The 15,790-nt window shown below is 73.0% G+C and carries 7 protein-coding genes and 1 pseudogene; all 8 read left to right on the top strand.

Annotated elements, in window-relative coordinates:
* Positions 1 to 5,478, top strand: a pseudogene (locus tag BFF78_RS07110) (type I polyketide synthase); the annotation flags it as partial.
* Positions 5,479 to 5,501: 23 nt separating this feature from the next.
* On the top strand, positions 5,502 to 7,025 hold the full coding sequence (locus BFF78_RS07105; RefSeq protein ID WP_069777504.1) for an FAD-dependent oxidoreductase: 1,524 nt from the start codon (positions 5,502 to 5,504) through the stop codon (positions 7,023 to 7,025).
* An 11-nt stretch (positions 7,026 to 7,036) separates the two neighbouring features.
* Complete coding sequence (locus BFF78_RS07100; protein WP_079161174.1) at positions 7,037 to 8,281, top strand: cytochrome P450 family protein; 1,245 nt, start codon at positions 7,037 to 7,039, stop codon at positions 8,279 to 8,281.
* An 89-nt stretch (positions 8,282 to 8,370) separates the two neighbouring features.
* On the top strand, positions 8,371 to 9,603 hold the full coding sequence (locus tag BFF78_RS07095; protein WP_069777503.1) for a cytochrome P450: 1,233 nt from the start codon (positions 8,371 to 8,373) through the stop codon (positions 9,601 to 9,603).
* Positions 9,604 to 10,057: 454 nt separating this feature from the next.
* Positions 10,058 to 12,124 carry an elongation factor G gene (gene fusA, locus BFF78_RS07090; protein ID WP_069777502.1) on the top strand — a complete coding sequence of 689 codons (2,067 nt, stop codon included), beginning with the start codon at positions 10,058 to 10,060 and terminating at the stop codon, positions 12,122 to 12,124.
* 498 nt (positions 12,125 to 12,622) lie between these two features.
* On the top strand, positions 12,623 to 13,939 hold the full coding sequence (locus BFF78_RS07085; RefSeq protein ID WP_069777501.1) for an ABC transporter substrate-binding protein: 1,317 nt from the start codon (positions 12,623 to 12,625) through the stop codon (positions 13,937 to 13,939).
* An 8-nt stretch (positions 13,940 to 13,947) separates the two neighbouring features.
* Positions 13,948 to 14,937: a carbohydrate ABC transporter permease gene (locus tag BFF78_RS07080; RefSeq protein WP_069777500.1), complete on the top strand. Its 990-nt coding sequence runs from the start codon at positions 13,948 to 13,950 to the stop codon at positions 14,935 to 14,937.
* A 13-nt stretch (positions 14,938 to 14,950) separates the two neighbouring features.
* Positions 14,951 to 15,790 carry a carbohydrate ABC transporter permease gene (locus BFF78_RS07075; RefSeq protein WP_069777499.1) on the top strand — a complete coding sequence of 280 codons (840 nt, stop codon included), beginning with the start codon at positions 14,951 to 14,953 and terminating at the stop codon, positions 15,788 to 15,790.

Raw genomic sequence — 15,790 nt, 5'->3', positions numbered from 1 at the left:
ATGAGTGACGTCAACCGTCTCCGCGACTACCTGCGCAAGGTCACCGTCGACCTGCACGAGACCCGGCAGCGGTTGCGCGCGTACGAGCAGCGCGACGCCGAGCCGGTGGCCGTCGTGGGCATGGCCTGCCGCTTCCCCGGCGGCATCACCTCACCCGAGGACCTGTGGGAGGTGGTGGCCTCGGGCCGTGACGTGATGTCGGTCTTCCCCACCAACCGGGGCTGGCCGCTGGACCGTCTCTTCGACCCCGATCCGGACCGGCCCGGGACCACCTACGTCAAGGAGGGCGGGTTCCTGCACGACGTGGCCGACTTCGACGCTCCGTTCTTCGGCATCTCGCCTCGCGAGGCGCTGGCCATGGACCCGCAGCAGCGGCTGCTGCTGGAGACCTCCTGGGAGGCGCTGGAGCGCGCCGGCATCGACCCGCTGTCGCTGCGCGGCAGCCGGACCGGCGTGTTCGTCGGCAGCGGCGCGCAGGACTACGGGATGCTCGCGGCCCAGGCCGCCGAGGACCTGGAGGGCTACCTGCTCACCGGCAACGCCGTCAGCGTGCTGTCCGGGCGGCTGTCGTACACCCTGGGCCTGGAGGGCCCCGCGCTGTCCGTGGACACCGCCTGCTCGGCCTCGCTGGTCGCCCTGCACCTGGCCCGCCAGTCGCTGGCCCGCGGCGAGTGCTCGCTGGCGCTGGCCGGGGGAGCGTCGGTGCTGTCCACCCCGGCCGGGTTCGTGGAGCTGTCCCGGCAGCGGGGCCTCGCCCCCGACGGGCGTGTCAAGGCGTTCGCCGAGGCCGCGGACGGCACCGCCTGGGGCGAGGGAGCCGGGGTGCTGGTGCTGGAGCGGTTGTCCGACGCGCGCCGCAACGGCCACCGTGTGCTGGCCGTCGTACGCGGCTCGGCGGTGAACCAGGACGGCGCCTCCAACGGGCTCACCGCCCCCAACGGGCCCTCCCAGGAACGGGTCATCCGTGCCGCGCTGGCCGACGCGGGCCTGGCCGCCGCCGACATCGACGCGGTCGAGGCGCACGGCACCGGCACCGCGCTGGGCGACCCGATCGAGGCCAACGCGCTGCTGGCCACCTACGGCCGCAACCGGCCCGCCGACCGTCCGCTGTGGCTGGGCTCCCTGAAGTCCAACCTGGGCCACGCGGGCGCGGCCGCCGGAGTCGGCGGCGTCATCAAGACGGTGCTGGCACTGCGCGGCGACCACCTCCCACGCACCCTGCACGTGGACGCGCCCACCTCCGAGGCGGACTTCTCCTCCGGCGCGGTCGCGCTGCTGACCGAGCCGCAACCCTGGCCGGAGACCGGCCGCCCACGCCGCGCCGGGGTGTCCGCGTTCGGTATCAGCGGCACCAACGCGCACGTACTGCTGGAACAGGCCGACGAGTTCGCCCCGCCGGAGCCGGACGAGGACGGTTCCGCCGACGGCCGGGCGGCCGCGGACGGTACGGCCGCCTCGACCGGTACGACCGTCACAACCGCCTCGACTGGTACGGCCGTTACGACCGCCCCCGCTCCTACGGCGACCCGCGTGGCTGCCCCGGCCGTCCCCGTCCCCGGCCCCGTCCCCGTCCCCGTGGCCGTATCGGCCCGCACCCCCGAGGCGCTGCGCGCCCAGGCCGAACGCCTGCTGCCCCTGATACGGCGCGGTACCCCGCTGCCCGACCTCGCCGCGGCCCTGCTGCGCTCCCGTTCCGCCTTCGAACACCGGGCCGTGGTCGTCGCCGACGACGCGGACACCACCGTCGAGGGCCTGCGCGCCCTGGCCGAGGGCAGGCCGCACGACGCCGTGGTCAGTGCCACCGCGGCGCCGACCGACGGGGTGGTGTTCGTGTTCCCCGGCCAGGGCTCGCAGTGGGCGGGCATGGCCGCCGAACTGCTGGACTCCGCCCCGGTGTTCGCCGCACACCTCGCCGCGTGCGACACCGCGGCCCGCGCCTTCGTGGACTGGTCCCTCACCGACGTGCTGCGCGGCGCGCCCGGCGCGCCCGACGTGGAGCGCATCGAGATCCTGCAACCGGTGCTGTTCGCGGTGATGGTGTCGCTGGCCGAGCTGTGGCGCTCCTACGGCCTCGCCCCGGCCGCGGTGGTCGGCAGCAGCCAGGGCGAGATCGCCGCCGCATACACCGCGGGGGCGCTGTCCCTGCACGACGCGCTGAAGATCGTGGTACTGCGCAGCCAGTTGTTCGCCGACGAACTGCGCGGCAAGGGCGCGGTGGTGTCGGTGGCCGCGTCCGAGCAGCAGGTCCGCGCCCGGCTGGCCGCCCAGGGCGACGCACTGCACATCGGAGGCGTCAACGGCCCGGGCGCGGTCACCGTGGTCGGCGCGCCGGACGCACTGGAGCGGTTCGTCGCCGAGGCCACCGCCGACGGGCTGCGCGCCCGGCTGGTCGGCTCCACCGTCGCCTCGCACTGCGACCAGGTCGACCCGCTGCGCGCACGCATCCTGGACCTGTTCGCCGACGTCCGACCCACCGCCACCGAGGTGCCGTTCTGCTCCACCGTCACCGGTGCCTTCACCGACACCGCCACCCTGGACGCGCGGTACTGGTTCGACAACGCCCGCCGGCCCGTGGCCTTCGACCCGGCCGTCCGCACCCTGCTGGCCGCCGGGTTCCGGTTCTTCGTCGAGGTCAGTCCCCATCCGGTGCTGGTCACCGCGGTGCAGGAGATCGCCGAGGACGCCGGGGCCGACGCGGCCGTGGTCGCGTCGCTGCGCCGCGACGAGGGAGGCCCGGACCGGTTCCTGCGCTCGGTGGCCGACGCGCACACCCGCGGCGCCCCCGTGGACCTCGGCGTCGCCCTGGCCGGCCGGGACACCACCTGGGTGGACCTGCCGACCTACCCCTTCCAGCGGCAGCGCTACTGGCCCGAGCCCGACCCCACCGCCGTACCGGCCGCGGCGGACCCGGTGGAGGCCGGCTTCTGGGCAGCGGTGGAGGACGCCGACCTGGCCCGCCTCAGCGACGAGCTGGCACTGGACGCCGAACCCCTGGCCGTGGTGCTGCCCGCACTGTCGGCCTGGCGGCGGCAGCGTCGCGAGCAGTCCGTCGTGGCCTCCTGGCGCTACGCGCTGGACTGGCGGCCGGTGTCCGACCCGGCGAGCGCCCGGCTGTCCGGGGACTGGCTGGTCGCCGTACCACCCGGGCACACCGGACCGGAACCCGAAGCGCTGGCCCGGCACGGCGCCCGGGTGATCCGGGTCGAGGTGGCCGCCGGTCCGCCGGACCCGGATGCCCTGCGTACCGCGCTGGCAGGCGTACGGCCCACCGGCGTGCTCGCCCTGCTCGGCGGGCCGGCCGCCATCTCCCTGGTCCGCGCCCTGGTCGAGGTGGGCATCGAGGCCCCGCTCTGGTTCACCACCACCGGCGTGGTGGCCCTGGACGCCGAGCCGGACGGTGACCCGGACCAGGCCGCGCTGTGGGGACTGGCCCCGACCGTGTCCCTGGAACACCCCGGCCTCAGCGGCGGCATCGTCGACCTGCCCGCCCGGCCCGACGAACGTGCCCTGACCCGCTGGTGCGCGGCCCTGTCCGGGCGTACCGGCGAGGAACAGCTCGCCGTCCGCCCGGCCGGGCTGTTCGCCCGCCGCCTGGTGCGCAGCCCGCTGACCTCCCCGCTCGGCGCCGCCTGGCGGCCCACCGGCACCACCCTGGTCACCGGCGCCGACAGCGCCGTCGGCGCGGCCGTGGCCCGCTCGCTGGCCGCCGCGGGTGCCCCCGCGCTGCTGCTGACCGTCGACCCGGGTGCCGTCGTTACCGAGGAGGCCATCGCTGAGCTGCGCGCACTGGGCGCCGAAGTGTGCGCTGCCGCCTGCGACCTGACCGACCGTGAAGCGGTGGCCGCGCTGCTCGCCGGGCAGCCGCTCACCGCCGTGGTGCACACCGCCGTACCACTCACCGAGGCGCCACTGAGCACCCTCGACGCCGCGCCGAACCCCGGTGTCACCGCCGCATGGCATCTGCACGAGCTCACGCGCGACGCCCCGCTCACCGCGTTCGTGCTGTTCTCCTCCGTCTCCGGCACCTTCGGCGGCGTCGGCCAGGCCGGCTACGCCGCCGCCTGCGCCGCGCTGGACGCGCTCGCCGAGCACCGCGCCGCGGCCGGGCTGCCCGCCCTGTCGGTGGCCTGGGCACCCTGGGACGAGCCGGCCGACACCACGGGCGTGGCGGCCACCCGCCGGGAACGGCTGGCCGGCCGTGGTATCGGGGTGCTGGACGAGCGCCGTGCCCTCGCCGCGCTCGGCGACGCGCTCACCGCGGGGGACACCCGTCTGCTGCTGGCCGACGTGGACTGGCCGCGGTTCCGCGCCGCGTACACCTTCACCGGCCCGCGCCCGCTGATCGCCGAGTTCACCCCAGGCCCCGGCCGCCACGAGACCACCGGCCCGGCCGGGCCGGACGCCGGCGCGCTGGCCGCGCTGCCCGCCGCCGAGCGGTACGGCGCGCTGCTGGCCGCGATCACCGGGCAGGCCGCGGCCATCCTGGGCTTCCCGGACGCCTCCGCGATCGATCCGGCCCGCCGGTTCCTGGAACACGGCTTCGACTCGCTGACCACCCTGGAACTGCGCAACCGGCTGTCGGCGGCCACCGGGGTACGGCTGACCGCGCCCGTCCTGTTCGAGCACGACACCCCCGAGGCGCTGGCCCGGCACCTGCAGGGCGAACTCGGCCCGGATCCGGCCGCCGGCACCGCCGCCGACCCCGGCTCCCTCGGCGGCCTCTACCAGCAGGCGAGGGAAGCCGGAAAGATCGGCGAGTTCGTCGAACTCCTCGGTACCGCAGCCAAGTTGCGCACCACCTTCGGCAAGGCGGAGGAGGTGGGCGCGCTGCCCGAACCGGTGGAGCTGAGCGCGTACGACGAGGGCCCGGTGCTGGTCTGCCTGCCCACCGTGCTGGCCACCTCCGGCCCCCACCAGTACGCCCGCTTCGCCGCCGGACTGCGTGACCGGCGGGCGGTCTCGGCCCTCGCACTGCCCGGCTACACGGACGGCGAACCGCTGCCCGCCGACCGGCCCGCCGCGATCGAGGCCGCCGCCCGCCAGGTGGAGGCGGCGGCGGGGGAGCGGCCGGTGGTGCTGGTCGGCTACTCCTCGGGCGGCCTGCTGGCGGGCGGCGTCGCCGCCCACCTGGCCGCGCGGGGCCGCCCGGCCGCCGGACTGGTACTCATCGACACCTTCGTGTTCGGCCCCGAACTGGCCACCGCCGGCGCCGCGTTGTTCGAGCAGATGTTCGCACGGCTGGCCGGCGCCGGCGCGGTCACCGACGCCCGGCTCACCGCGATGGGCGGCTATCTGCGGCTGCTCACCGACTGGGAGCCCGCCGACTTCGCGACGCCGGTCCTGGTGGCCCGCGCCACCGAGCCACTCGCCGGGTTCGACCGCCCGCCGGCCGACTGGGCGTACCCGCACGACGAAGTGGAGCTGACCGGCGACCACTTCACCGTCCTCGAAGAGCACGCCGACCGTACGGCCCAGGCGGTGCACGAGTGGTTGGAGAAGCGATGACACAACGGCGTACCACCGTCCTGGTCGTCGGCGCGGGCCCGTGCGGCCTGGCCATGGCCGCGCAGCTGAGCCGGCTCGGCGTCGAGGTCACCGTGGTCGACGCGGAGAACCAGCCGCACACCGGCTCCCGGGCGATCCTGCTGTGGCCGCCGGTGCGCGAAGTGCTCGGCGAACTCGGCCTGGCCGAGCGCGCCGCCCGGGACGGCGTCCAGCCCGCCGCGCTCCACTACCACCTGGGCTCAGGCGCATCCGTGCGGGTGCCGCTGACCGAGGTCAACGCCCCGCTGGTGCTGCCCCAGGAGCGCACCGGGCGGCTGCTGGCCGAAGCGCTGACCGAGCGTGGCATCGACGTCGAGTGGGGCACCCGGGTCACCAAGGTCGCCCCGGACGGACACACGGTCACCGTCACCACGACCCGTGCGGACGGCGGCACCACCGAGATCGAGGCCGACTGGGTGGTGGGCGCGGACGGGCTGCACAGCCAGGTGCGCGCCCAGTTGGGCATCGACTTCTCCGGGGCCCGCTTCCCGGCCACCTTCCTGCTCGCCGAGGGCCGCATCGAGGGCGGGAACGGGACCGGCGGGATCAGCACCGAGGAGATCCACTACTTCCTCGCCGACACCGGCGTCGCCCTGATCGCCCCGCTGCCCGGCGGCGAGTTCCGTATCTCCGGCGCCGTCCCGGAAGGCACCGAGGCCACCGCCGAGCACGCCCAGGCCCTGCTGGACGAGCGCGGCCCCGGCGGCCTTCGCCTCACCGAGGTGCGCACCGTGACGCTGTTCTCCAGCGACGAGCGGGTGGCCGGCGCCCTGCGTTCCGGCCGCTGCTTTCTCGTCGGCGACGCCGCGCACGTGCACAGCCCGATCGGCGGCCAGGGTCTCAACCTCGGCATCCCCGACACCCGCAATCTGGCCTGGAAGCTCGCCGGCGTGGTGCACGGCCGGCTGCACGAGTCGATCCTGGACACCTACGACCCCGAGCGGCGCGCCGCGATCGCGCAGACCCTCCAGGCCACCGGCCGGATGGCGCGCCAGGCCGTGGCCGGTCCCGCGGCCCGCCGGATCCGCGACCTCACCTGGCGGCTGCTCCAGGTCTCCGGAGTGCTGGCCCGCGGCTACGCGCCGATGCTGGCCGGCTGGCGCAGCCGCTACCCGGACGTGCTGCTCGGCGCCCCGGCCGACGGCACGCACCGCTCCAGGCCGCGCCCCGGGACCCGGGACCCCCGGTGGATCCCGAGGCCGTACGACGAACTGGCCGGCCGGTTCCAGCTGATCACCTACGGCGGCCAGGGCACCCAACTCACCACCGCCGCAGTCGAGTTGGCCAGGCGGCTGCCCGGCCTGGTCGCGCACTTCCCGCTGACCGGCCGTACCCAGCGGTTCGTCCTGCTGCGCCCGGACGGCTATGTGGCCGCCTCCGGCACTGCCGACCGGTTCCCCGGCGTCGCCGCGAAGCTCGCGGCACTGGCCCCCACCACGCCCGGCTACGACCGCTCGGTGACGGCCGAGCACCGACCATGAAAGGACACGACATGCCGAACCCCGACGGTGAAGCGGCCACCGGCTGTCCCGTGCACGCCGACGCCGCGGCGGGCCCCCGCCCGTGGACACCCGGGCTGCCCGAGCCCCGCCCGGTGGAGCAGCTGCTGCTGCCCGACGGCAACCCGGTATGGATGATCACCCGGTACGAGGACGCGCTCGCCGCGCTCAACAACCGCAAGCTGAGCAAGAACTTCGACAACGCGCTGCCCGAGCTGTGGCCCTCGCTGGGCTACGACGGGCGCAAGTCCATCCTCAACCAGCACATGAACCTCGCCGACCCGCCCGAGCACACCCGGCTGCGCAGGCTGGTCTCCAAGGCGTTCACCCCGCGCCGGGTGGCCGACCTCGCCGAGCGGATCCAGCAGATCACCGACGAACTGCTCGACGCGGTCGCGGAGGCGGGCACCGCCGACCTGAAGGACGCGTTCATCTCACCGCTGATCTCGACGGTGCTGTACGAGATGCTGGGCGTGCCGCTGGCCGACCGCGACGAGTTCGAGCGCAACACCTACATTTTCGTCGGCCTGGGCAACTCGTCCGGCCCGGAGGAGGTCGTCGCCTCGGTCGGCTGGTTCGAGGAGTACCTGACGAACCTGACCGCGCAGCGCCGCGCCGAACCCGGCCCGGACCTCATCTCCGGTCTGGTGCAGGCCAACGAGGACGGCGACGCCCTCGCCGACCTGGAGATCCGCTCCACGGTCATGCTGCTGCTCCTCGCCGGCGCGGAGACCACCATCAACCTGCTGTCCAACGGCATCCTCGCGCTGCTGCGCAACCCCGAGCAGCTGGCCGAGGTCAAGAGCGACCCCGAGGCGCTCGGCCCGGCCATCGAGGAGCTGCTGCGCCTGACCAGCCCGGTGTTCACCGTGGTGTACCGCTTCGCCACGCAGGACATGGTGCTGGGCGGCGCACAGGTCAGGGCGGGCGAGCATGTGATGATCTCGCTGGCCGCGGCCAATCACGACGCCGGGCAGTTCCCCGAACCCCGGACGCTGGACATCCACCGCGACGCCTCCAAGCACCTGGCGCTGGGCCACGGCACGCACTTCTGCATCGGCGCGCCGCTGGCCAGGCTCAAGGCCCGCATCGCGCTGCGTACCCTGTTCGACCGGTTCGACGACCTCCAACTGGCCGACCCGGAAGAGAAGTTGACCTGGACGCCCAGCCTGGTGGCCAACAGCCTGGACCATCTGCCGGTGACCTTCACCGCGACCACCCCGGTCGCCGCGGGCTGACACCCGGCACACCCCTCGCCCCCCCGCACCGAGACGACATCCTTCCGCGCGGCGACCGCTGTCCCGCGCGGGGTTGGGAACGGTAGTCAATGACCGAAGCACCGATGCTCGACCCGGGCTTCATAGCCCAGCTGCTGCCCTTCGACCCGTTCGACCCGGCTTTCCTGGCCGACCCCTACCCGGTCTATGCGCAGATCCGGGAAAAGGGCCCGGTGACCCGCACCCCGCTGGGGCTGTGGGCGGTGACCGGGCACGAGGCCTGCTCGGCCGTGCTGCGCGACCAGCGCTTCGGCTGGGGCGACGGCGCCACCGTCGCCGACCACTTCCGCACCGAGCCCGACGGCTCGGTAATCCGGCCGTTCATCTTCGCCGACCCGCCCGCGCACACCCGGATCCGGGCCCTGGTCGGCAAGGCGTTCGCCGCGCGCCAGGTGGACCGGATGCGCGCCACCGCCGAGCGGGTCGTGCGCGAGCTGATCGAGACCGCCCGCGCCGAGGCGGGCGACGGCCCGATCGACCTGATGCGTGCGGTGGCGCACCCGCTGCCCGGCCGGATGCAGAACGCGCTGCTGGACGTGCCGGCCGAGCACGCCGCCCGGTTCGACGAGCTGTCCGGCGATATCGCCCGCGGCCTGGACCCGAGCTTCCTGCTCGCCCCCGAGGAGGTCGCCAAACGGGACAGCGCCCGCGCCGAGCTGTACGCCTACATCGGCGAGCTGGCCGAGCAGCGCCGGACCGAGCCGGGCACCGACCTGATCAGCGAGCTGGTCGCCGTCGAGGAGGGCGGTGACACGCTGACCCCGCAGGAGCTGGAGGTCACCTGCACACTGCTGCTCTCGGCCGGGTACGCCACCACGGTCAACCTCATCGGCAACGGCATGTTCGCGCTGCTCGACCGCCCCGCACAACGGGACTGGCTGCGCGCCCACCCCGACCAGGTGCCCGCCGCGGTGGAGGAGATGCTGCGCTTCGACCCGCCGGTGCAGATGATCTCCCGGGTCGCCCTGGCCGAGGCCGAGATCGCCGGGCACACCGTCCAGCCGGGCGAGCAGGTCATGCTGATGATCGGCGCGGCCAGCCACGATCCGGCCGTCTACGACGACCCCGACGAGCTCAGGCTGGACCGGCCCGCCGGCCGCAACCTGGGCTTCGGCCTGGGCATCCACTTCTGCGTCGGCGCGCCCCTGGCCCGGCTCACCGCACAGGCCGCGGTGTCCGCCCTGACCGCGCTGGACCTGGAACCGGTGACCGGAACCCCGGCCCGGGTGCCCAACATCGTCATGCGCGGCCTGGCCGAACTGCCCGTCCGCGTCACCGGCTGAAAGCGCGCCACCCCGGGCGGACTTCGGGGACGTGTGACCACCGGGCGTCCGCGGTGGTCACACGTCCTGCGCTTCCGGTCAGCCGGGCCGCCGTTCGCCCACGCCGTTGCCGGACGCGACCGTACGCCCTGCTCGCCGACCTGACGGAAAACCAGGTGCCCCGGCCGCGTCCCTCTCGTACCGTCATCCCGTACCGAGCGCCGCGACGACCGTACGGCGGCGCCTTGATGTCCGACACAGAGGGGAGTCCGGCCGTGCGCGCACGCACCGCTGTCGTCACTCCCCGTTCCCGGTACGAGGTGATCCTCGTGTCCCGGTGGTGCCGGTGCCCGCTGCGCGGCCGGCACCGGACACCCGTGACGTTCCGCTGACCTGGGACGCACGGGAAATCGCGCTGCCCTCTTCCCGATTCAGTCCTGAACGTCAGGCCTGATCCGCAGAAAGGCCCTGGGCCGTGCGCACGAACACCACCACCCTCGCCGCCGTCCGCAACCTCGGTATCCTCGCCCACGTCGACGCGGGCAAGACCACCGTCACCGAGCGGATCCTGTATGCGACGGGCACCACCCACAAGCGGGGCGAGGTGCACGACGGCACCACCGTCACCGACTTCGACCCGCAGGAACGCGACCGCGGCATCACCATCTTCGCCGCCGCCGTCAGCTGCGCCTGGGACGGCCGCCGCATCAACCTCATCGACACCCCCGGCCACGTCGACTTCGCCGACGAGGTCGAGCGCTCGCTGCGCGTCCTCGACGGGGCGATCGCCGTGTTCGACGCCGTCGCCGGGGTCGAGCCGCAGAGCGAGTCGGTGTGGCGGCAGGCCGACCGGCACGGCGTACCGAGGATCGCGTTCGTCAACAAGATGGACCGCGCGGGCGCCGACCTGGACCGGGCCGTCGAGTCGATTCGGCAGCGGCTGCATCCCGTCCCGCTCGTGGTGCAGCTGCCCATCGGCGCGGAGGACGGGTTCACCGGTGTGGTGGACCTCGTACGGATGCGTTCGCTGGTCTGGGCGACGGATCCCGACGGCGCGGGTACGGCCGTGGAGGGGCCCGTGCCCGAGCCGCTGAGGCAGGAGGCGGCACGGCGGCGCCGGGCGCTGGAGGAGACGGTGGCGGAGCTGCATCCCGCCGCCCTGGAGGAGTTCTGCGACCGGGGGACGCTCGGCTCCGGCACGCTGGCGGAGGCGTTGCGCGACCTCACCCGCACCGGGGGCGGTGTGGTCGTCCTGTGCGGCTCGGCCTACCGCAACCGTGGTATCGAACCGCTGCTGGACGCGGTCGTGGCCTATCTGCCCTCGCCGCTGGACGTCCCCGCCGTACGCGGTGTCCACGAGGGCACCGAACAGCAGCGGGCCGCCGACCCCGAAGTGCCGTTCGCGGGACTGGTGTTCAAGGTGCACGCGAGCACCACCGGACGGCTGGCCTATGTGCGTGTGTACGCGGGCACCATCGAGAAGGGAGACACCGTGTGGGACCCGGGAACCGGGCGCACCGAGCGCGTGGCGCGCATCCTGCGGGTCATGGCGGACCGGCACGTCCAGCTGGACCGGGCGGTCGCCGGTGACATCGTCGCGCTCGCCGGGGTGAAGTCGGCACGGACCGGCTCCACGCTGTGCGACCCCGGTGCCCCGCTGCTCCTGGAACCGCCCGTCGCCGCCGAGCCGGTGGTGTCCGTGGCGGTCGAGGCCCGGCTGCGCGCGGACACCGGCCGGCTGGCGACGGCGCTGGCGCGGCTGGCCGAGGAGGACCCCTCGCTGGTGGTGCGCACCGACGCCGAGACCGGGCAGACGGTGCTGTCCGGGATGGGCGAACTCCACCTGGAGGTCGCGGTGGAGAAGATCCGCCGCGACGGCGGACCCGAGGTGAGCGTGGGCCGACCGCGGGTCGCCTACCGCGAGACGGTCGTCGACGGAGTGTCCGGGTTCGTGTACCGGCACGTCAAACAGGACGGTGGAGCGGGGCAGTTCGCGCACGTCGTCCTGGACGTGGAGCCGCTCGGCGCCGAACCGGGCGCCATCGGCTTCGAATTCCGCTCCGCCGTGGTCGGCGGGCGGGTGCCGCAGGAGTACGTGCGCGCGGTCGAGGCCGGCTGCCGGGACGCGCTCGCCGAGGGTCCGCTGGACGGGCACCCGGTGACCGGGCTGCGGGTCACGCTCACCGACGGCTCCACCCATGTGAAGGACTCCTCCGACACGGCCTTCCGCACCGCCGGCCGGCTCGGGCTCCGCGAAGCCCTGCGCGCCTGCACGGCCGCCCTGCTGGAACCGGTGGCCGAGGTCACGGTCACCGTGCCGGAGGACGCCGTCGGCTCGGTCCTCGGCGACCTCGCCGCCCGGCGCGGCCGGGTCACCGGCTCCGAGACCCGTGGTGGCGTGGCCGTCCTGACGGCGACCGTGCCCCTGGCCGAACTGTTCGGCTACGCCACCCGCCTGCGCAGCCGCACCCAGGGCCGGGGCACCTTCACCGCCCGGCCCGCCGGTTACGCCCCGGCACCGCGACCGGTCCCGGTCCGGTAGCGGGGCGGGGCCCGCACCACCAGCCGACAGGGCGGGTGGTGCGGGCCCCCATCCCGACGCTCCGGCACCGTTCGGTGGGGTGTTCGGGGCGCGCGGGGAACCGCGCTACCAGCCGCGAACGACGCGCAGCCGCCGGACCACAACGCGCCCCGAGCCACGCGGTGTTGTGCTGAGATCTACGGCCGCATGCGCCACGGGGCGGCTCATCGGGCCGTCGACACACAACCGTTGCAGAACGGCGCCGCGGCTCTCCCGTCGCAGGTCACGCACGGTACGGTCGCACAGCGCCGCCGCCCGGCCTCCCCGCTTCTCCCGATTTGCCGGGCAGTCAAGGCGGTTGCCGCTGCCGGATCCCTTGACGAGCGTTTCTCCCGAGGTTTAACTCACGTCCTAAATTAAGCCATGAGGAGCTTCGGGGGCCGAACGGATCCACACGGGTGCCGGCTCACGTGAGCAGCCCTCGGGGTTCTCGACTCCCGGAAAGGGATACCAGGAGCCATGCGCAGCATCCGAGCCGCGGCCACAGGCGCCGTCACCCTGTCTCTCGTCCTCGCGGCCACGGCCTGCGGAGGAGGCTCGTCCAGCGGCGGCGGGTCCGACGACTCACCGAAGACGCTGACGTACTGGGCCTCCAACCAGGGCGCCAGCATCGCCGTCGACAAGCAGGTCCTCCAGCCCGAACTCGACAAGTTCCAGAAGCAGACCGGGATCACGGTGAAGCTGGAGGTCGTGCCCTGGACCGACCTGCTCAACCGGATCCTCACCGCGACCACCTCGGGTCAGGGCCCGGACGTGCTGAACATCGGCAACAGCTGGAGCGCGTCCCTCCAGGCGACCGGCGCGCTGCTGCCGTGGGACACGAAGAACTTCGCCCGGATCGGCGGCAGGGACCGGTTCGTCGACTCCGCGCTCGGCTCCACTGGCGCCCAGGGCAAGGACCCGGCCGCCGTCCCGCTGTACTCGATGGCCTACGCCCTCTACTACAACAAGAAGATCTTCGCCGACGCCGGCATCGCCAAGCCCCCGGCCACCTGGGACGAGTTGGTCGCCGACGGCAAGAAGATCCAGGCCAAGGGCAAGTCCGCGCTCGGCGCCGAGGGCTCGAACCTGGCGGAGAACATCCACCACGTCTTCGTCTTCGCCAAGCAGCACGGCGCCGACTTCTTCACCGCCGACGGCACACCCGACTTCACCGACCCCAAGGTGGTCGACGCGGTGAAGAGTTACGTCGACCTGATGGCCAAGGACAAGGTCATCCCGGTCGGCGACGCCGAGTACGCGCAGAACCAGTCCGTCAGCGACTTCGCCAAGGGCAAGCAGGCGATGCTGCTGTGGCAGTCGGCCTCCGCGAACCTCAAGTCCCAGGGCATGGGCGCGGACGCCTACGGCATCGCGCCCGTACCGGTGATCTCCGGCACCCCCGGCACCGGCACCCAGGTCGACTCGATGGTCGCCGGCATCAACCTCGCCGTCTTCAAGAACACCCACAACCTCGACGGCGCCACGAAGTTCGTGAAGTTCATGACCTCCGACGACGAGCAGAAGATCCTCAACAAGGCCTACGGCACCATCCCGTCGGTCAAGTCCGCGCAAGGGGACCCCGCCTTCGGCACCCCGGACACGACGGTGCTGAAGAACACCCTCGCCACCAGCGCGGCCGCCCTGCCGCAGGTCGCCTCCGAGTCGCAGTTCGAGACGGCGGTCGGTACGGCCGTCAAGGACCTGTTCGCCGACGCCGCCGCCGGGCGCGCCGTGACCACCGACTCGGTCAAGGCCGCGCTGCGGAAGGCCCAGCAGCAGATGCCGGCGGCGTGAGAGGGACGATGACGACCACCGCATTCAAGGAGCCGGTGGCGCAGGCACCGTCCGGTGCGGCTGCGCGCGAACCCCGCCGCCGCACCGGGCGGCTGCGCCGCGCCTCCCTGCCGTACCTGCTGCTCCTGCCCGCCCTGCTGCTCGAACTCCTCGTCCACCTGGTGCCGATGGTCATCGGCATCGTGATGAGCTTCAAGGAACTCACCCAGTTCTACATCCGCGACTGGAGCACCGCCCCCTGGTCCGGCCTCGGCAACTACAAGGTGTCGGTGGACTTCGACGCGCCCGTGGGCGACGCGCTGTTGCACTCCTTCTTCGTCACCGTCGGCTTCACCCTGCTGTCGGTCGCCCTGTGCTGGCTGATCGGCACCGCCGCCGCGATCTGCATGCAGGACACCTTCCGAGGCCGCGGCCTGCTGCGCGCCCTGTTCCTCGTGCCGTACGCGCTGCCCGTCTACGCGGCCGTCATCACCTGGGTGTTCATGTTCCAGCACGACAACGGCCTGGTGAACCACGTCCTGCACGACCAGTTGCACCTCACCGGCAAACCGTCCTTCTGGCTGATCGGCGACAACAGTTTCTACGCCCTGCTCACCGTGTCGGTGTGGAAGGGCTGGCCGTTCGCCTTCCTCATCGTGATGGCCGGGCTGCAGAACATCCCCCGGGAGCTGTACGAAGCCGCCGCGCTGGACGGCGCCGGGACGTGGCAGCAGATCCGCCGCATCACCCTGCCCTCGCTGCGCCCGGTCAACCAGGTCCTGGTGCTGGTCCTCTTCCTGTGGACGTTCAACGACTTCAACACGCCGTACGTGCTGTTCGGCAAGTCCGCCCCCGAGGCCGCCGACCTCATCTCGGTCCACATCTACCAGGCGTCCTTCGTCACCTGGAACTTCGGCACCGGCTCCGCCATGTCCGTCCTGCTGCTGCTCTTCCTGCTCGTCGTCACGGGCGGGTACCTGCTGTTCACCTCGCGCGGACGGAGGGCCGCCGATGTCTAGCCCCAACTCGCCCATGGCACCAGCACGTTCGTTCCTCTGGTCCCGGCGGATCTTCCTCACCCTGCTCACCGGATTCGTGCTGACCCCGGTGTACGTGATGGTCTCCAGCTCGCTGAAGCCGCTCGCGGACGTCACCGGCAAGTTCCGCTGGCTGCCCAGCGGCCTGACCATCCGGCCGTACATCGACATCTGGTCGACGGTCCCGCTCGCGAAGTACTTCATGAACTCGCTGATCGTGGCGGGCGCGGCGACGGTCTGCTCGGTCGTCATCGCCGTGTTCGCCGCCTACGCCGTCAGCCGCTACGACTTCCGCGGCAAGCGCGTCTTCACGGTGACGGTCCTGTCGACGCAGATGTTCCCCGGCATCCTCTTCCTGCTCCCCCTGTTCCTGATCTACGTCAACATCGGCAACGCCACCGGCATCGCCCTGTTCGGCTCCCGCGGCGGCCTGATCCTCACCTATCTGACCTTCTCCCTCCCGTTCTCGATCTGGATGCTGATCGGGTACTTCGACTCGGTGCCCCGGGACCTGGACGAGGCGGCGCTGGTGGACGGCTGCGGCCCGCTCGGCGCGCTGCTCAGGGTCGTCGCACCGGCCGCGGTCCCCGGCATCGTCGCGGTCGCCGTCTACGCCTTCATGACCGCGTGGGGCGAGGTGCTCTTCGCGTCCGTCATGACCAACGACACCACCCGCACCCTCGCCGTCGGCCTCCAGGGCTACTCCACCCTCAACGACGTCTACTGGAACCAGATCATGGCCGCCTCGCTGGTCGTCAGCGTCCCCGTGGTCGCCGGGTTCCTCCTGCTGCAGCGCTATCTCGTCGCCGGTCTGACGGCAGGCGCCGTCAAGTGA

The organism is Streptomyces fodineus, assembly GCF_001735805.1.
In the GTDB taxonomy this organism is placed as follows: domain Bacteria; phylum Actinomycetota; class Actinomycetes; order Streptomycetales; family Streptomycetaceae; genus Streptomyces; species Streptomyces fodineus.
This window is presented reverse-complemented; position numbering and strand designations above follow the sequence as displayed.